Annotated in this window: 8 protein-coding genes; all 8 read left to right on the top strand. The window is 37.3% G+C overall.

What is annotated here, in order from left to right; translation table 11 throughout:
* Positions 1-35 precede the first annotated feature (35 nt).
* The 8 genes from EBF12_RS10865 (at position 36) to EBF12_RS12245 (ending at position 3655) form a co-directional block, all read left to right on the top strand.
* A complete protein-coding gene (locus EBF12_RS10865) occupies positions 36-989 on the top strand; it encodes a putative barnase/colicin E5 family endoribonuclease (RefSeq protein ID WP_121727659.1) in 954 nt (317 codons plus the stop codon).
* Between the two features lie 172 nt (positions 990-1161).
* Positions 1162-1302, top strand: coding sequence for a hypothetical protein (locus EBF12_RS11200; protein WP_157979116.1), 141 nt, complete (start codon positions 1162-1164; stop codon positions 1300-1302).
* 68 nt (positions 1303-1370) lie between these two features.
* Positions 1371-1547, top strand: a complete 177-nt coding sequence (locus tag EBF12_RS11195) for a hypothetical protein (RefSeq protein ID WP_157979115.1) — start codon at positions 1371-1373, stop codon at positions 1545-1547.
* A 22-nt stretch (positions 1548-1569) separates the two neighbouring features.
* On the top strand, positions 1570-1773 hold the full coding sequence (locus EBF12_RS10860) for a hypothetical protein (RefSeq protein ID WP_121727658.1): 204 nt from the start codon (positions 1570-1572) through the stop codon (positions 1771-1773).
* A gap of 160 nt (positions 1774-1933) precedes the next feature.
* Entirely contained in the window at positions 1934-2524 is a 591-nt protein-coding gene (locus tag EBF12_RS10855) for a hypothetical protein (RefSeq protein WP_244196531.1), read from the top strand.
* Between the two features lie 273 nt (positions 2525-2797).
* Entirely contained in the window at positions 2798-2938 is a 141-nt protein-coding gene (locus tag EBF12_RS11350) for a hypothetical protein (RefSeq protein WP_167444807.1), read from the top strand.
* The gene (locus EBF12_RS10850; RefSeq protein WP_121727657.1) at positions 2916-3482 is read left to right on the top strand and encodes a hypothetical protein; all 567 of its coding nucleotides are present in this window, start codon (positions 2916-2918) and stop codon (positions 3480-3482) included. Before EBF12_RS11350 ends, EBF12_RS10850 begins: the two co-directional genes overlap by 23 nt.
* A gap of 47 nt (positions 3483-3529) precedes the next feature.
* Entirely contained in the window at positions 3530-3655 is a 126-nt protein-coding gene (locus tag EBF12_RS12245; RefSeq protein WP_279629432.1) for a hypothetical protein, read from the top strand.
* The last annotated feature ends 130 nt before the right edge of the window (positions 3656-3785 follow it).

Raw genomic sequence — 3785 nt, 5'->3', positions numbered from 1 at the left:
CCACAACACCTCCATAAAAAGGGATTTTTGATGAAGTGGATTCTAGCGACATTGTTTTTACCGACAAAAAGGGGCAAGTGAGCGGGGCATTTTATCGCAAAGAATTAGGGGATATTGATTTAGTTTGGGGGAATGAGAAAATAGGCTTACAAAAGATAGTGGATAAGCATTTAAAAGACTTTGCGGACTTTAAAGGAAATAATCCTTATGAAAAAATGTCAAATGCGATAAATGAGATTGTAGAAAATGGCAAATTACTTAGCGAAAATGGGGTAAATACGCTATGGTATAAAAATGGCGATGATTATTATCTAGTGGGAATCTCAAAAGGATTTAATAAACAAGGAGATAATAATTGGATTATAACGAGTTACAAAAAGACAAAAGGTAAAATACCTGATGAGATTAAAGGCGACACCGCGAACCTGTCCGCTTATAGCGATGAGTTTAATCCTTTACTGACTTCTAAAGATGAACCTTTAAACTCTAAGGGCATTGTACCACAAGAATCTAAAACTATGTTAGAATCTAAAGCAAAAACGCAAGGGAAAAGAGTGGATATAGAGATACCAAAGGAAAAAGATTTTTTCAAAAATTTAAGAAATAATACTAAAAAGGTTTTGTCAGTATTAAAGGGACAGGTGTTTGAAAATATCAATAGCGGAATGAAAGCCCAAGTCTCTAGCGATGGGATTAATAAAATGATAAGCGTTAAGGCAGTGGATAAGTCAATCAATAATGGCTACACGAAAGAGGAGCATTTTGCGAGTGTAGAGAATGTGATAAATCTTTACAAAATAAGCAAACTTACACAAAGTGAAAAGCCAAACAATAATAGCGTAGATGTTATTGCCTACCATAAATTTATCGCAGATTTTAGCATTAACGCAAAACCGACAAAGGCAAAAATCACACTAAGAGAAACAATACAGGCTGGAAATAGGATTTATAGCTTAGAATTGCTGGAGTTAGAAAAAGCTAGTAATTAATCAGTTGCTACCCTAAGCTGTTACTAGCTTTAATACTTATCAATGATTTAACGCGGGGGGATAGCTAAACCCCTTTTTGATAAATATTCCTTATTCTATGTTATCTATAGTTAAATAATGCTTAAAATATGAATTTAAAGGACCAAGCAACGCACATTTAGGCAGTGGATTAGTGGGTGGAAGTGTAGTGGGAGTGGAGCAAGATGAGAATGGTAATCTAACCTTTAGCCCTGAAAAATTTGCGTTGGGATTGCTAGGGGGAGCAGCAGGAAGCAAGGCGGTAAGCAAGATTTATAATAATAAGTCCGCATAAAGACACGCTACACTAGCTATTAAAAGCATTCAACAAGACTATAAGGCTTTGAGTGAAAGAATCCTATAATGTTTGCTAAAATAATGCAAAAGATTGACACACGAGATTTTTTAAAAGGCAAAAAGCAAGTGGAAGAAGTAAGTAAGGATATTTTTAACAAAGAATTAGCACAAGCCATAGAATCTGCTTTATCTAGTGGCAAGGTGGAAGTAATGCCAAAGGCGGAGTTTAGAAATAAGGATTGATTTAGATGGATTAGAAGGGCTTGTGGAGAAAATACCAGAGCCTAGCCCTGAAGTAGAGCAAGAGCCAAATACTGAAGCCCCTAAAACAGAAGCTGAAGTGGATTCTAAGGAGAATACCGAGCAAGAAAATGGCAATACCGAGAGCGAAAATACAGAGCAAAACGAGGATAGCTCACAAGAAAATATAGAGAGCGAAAACCAACAAGGGCAAGTAAAGCCTATTTAACTATTTTAAGCATTAATGTAAAAAAGTATATAATTATGCTAATTAAACACCCTTGCGGATATTTAATTGGCATAATTATAACATTAAAGTATTTAACCCTTTTAAAATCCTTGCTTTTTTGCTTTATTTGTGTGAAAATCTTTATTTTTAAGGGGCAGAAGTGGCGATACAGAATAAAGCAGAAATAAAAGCCTATTATGAAACACACGATACAAAAGCAAAGGAAGTGGCTAAAATCTTTAACATCGCTTATCGCACTTTGGCAAATTGGATAGCTAAAGAGGGCTGGGAAAGGGGAGCTGCGATTAAAGAGATAGAAGCAGAAGTGCTGAATGATAATCTCACAAATCACCGCTTAAGCACATTTATAGGCAGTAAAAAGGAGGAGCTAAAAAAGCAGATAGCGGGGAATATTGATGTAAGTGAGTTAGATTCTATGATTGTAAATAATTTGCTTGAGAGTAGCACAGATGAGCTATTGCTAAAGGCGATGAATCTCAACTTTATAAATAAAAATATCTTGCTAAGTGCGATGATAGCTAAAGATGAGCTGCTGCGGCTTGTGGCGTTTAATAAAGGGAATAAGCCTGACCCTATGATTATCGCGTGTGCGGAGAAAACTGCGAGAATGTTTGAGGGCTTGAAAGTAAGCCTATATGGCAGGGAAGTGGTAAGAGAAGCGGAGACAAGAGAGAATGATTATAGCAAACTTAGCACAAATGAGCTTTTGGCATTGCTTGGGGAGGAGTAAGGTATTATGGAGTAATGGAGAGTAGTAGGAATTTTATGCTTTTGCGTAGGTGTGTTTTACCAAAACAAGCCCAAAAGCCCCTAGCTTTAGCTATGCTAGTTTAAATATTTATAGAGTTGAGAGCATCAACTCTTAGAGGAGAATCTAAGCTAGCTTTAAAGTAGGCTAGATTTGTTGATACTAGAAACCTAGCACTTATGCGTGGGGAGTTGGCATTCTATATGCTTTTTAAGGATTAAGTAAAATGGGCTGTGATGGTGTCTATTTTTTGTTTTGCGTGGTATGGAAGTGTGGGGCTTTGAAGTGGAGTGTGTGGAGTGTGTGGAGTGTGCTGGGATTTGTAGCGTTTTGTTGGATTTAGTGTTTATGTTTTTGAGTTTGGGGCTTTTGATTGGCTGCTGCATTGGGCTTTGAGTGTAGATTTTATGGAGTGCTTGGCGGGGGGCTATGGAGCGTTTTGTTTGCTCTTGGCAGGAAAATTCTACTTTGTTGGTTGTGTGTGGGTTCTCTTGTGATTAGTGGGAGTTTGTTAGGGTTTTTGTGGGCTTTTGGCTGGGATTTGCTATTGATAGGCTTTACTCAAGTGAGCCGCCCCCACATTATTTTTTTGCCTTTTTCTTGTCTTTTTTGGCTGTGCTTTGTCTGGTTTTGCCTTGTTATTTTGCCCTTTTGTCTCTCTCCCCATTATTTTTGCCGCCGCCCACATTATTTTTTGGGCGTTTTTTTGGGTGCTATTTTTTGGGAGAGGGCTTTTAAAAAAATTGTTTTGCGTGGATTCGTGGGGAAATCGCAGGGATTTTTTTATGCGTGGGAGAGTGGTGCAAAAATGCTAAAAATAGGCAAAAATGGGCTTTCTTTGGTGGCTGGTTTGCTTTTGGTAGGGGGATTATGGGGATTGCAAAAAATGCTTAAAAAACTTGCATTTTTTAAAAAAAGGGGTAGAATGCGGGCGTTTTAGTGTTCTTTTACAAAGTGTGTCAATGTTTTGTGTCAAAATGTGCCAAAATGCAGTGTGAAATTGCATTATTTTTTTATGATGCTTTGAGTGAGTGGCGTAGTGGCTTGTGTAGGTTTGTTTTGTGCGGGGATTTAGTGATTGTTTGGATTGTAAAGGCTATCATAAAGCCTTAGATTCCATTATAACACGCCGAATCTAAGCTTATTTATGTAGCACAAAGCCCTTTTAAAACCTCTTCTTATTCACATCATCTAATATATCTTTAGCTACTCTATCTACTCTTTGACTTATTTCAGCACTAGA

The sequence above is a fragment of the Helicobacter labetoulli genome, assembly GCF_003670275.1.
In the GTDB taxonomy this organism is placed as follows: Bacteria; Campylobacterota; Campylobacteria; order Campylobacterales; family Helicobacteraceae; genus Helicobacter_C; species Helicobacter_C labetoulli.
This window is presented reverse-complemented; position numbering and strand designations above follow the sequence as displayed.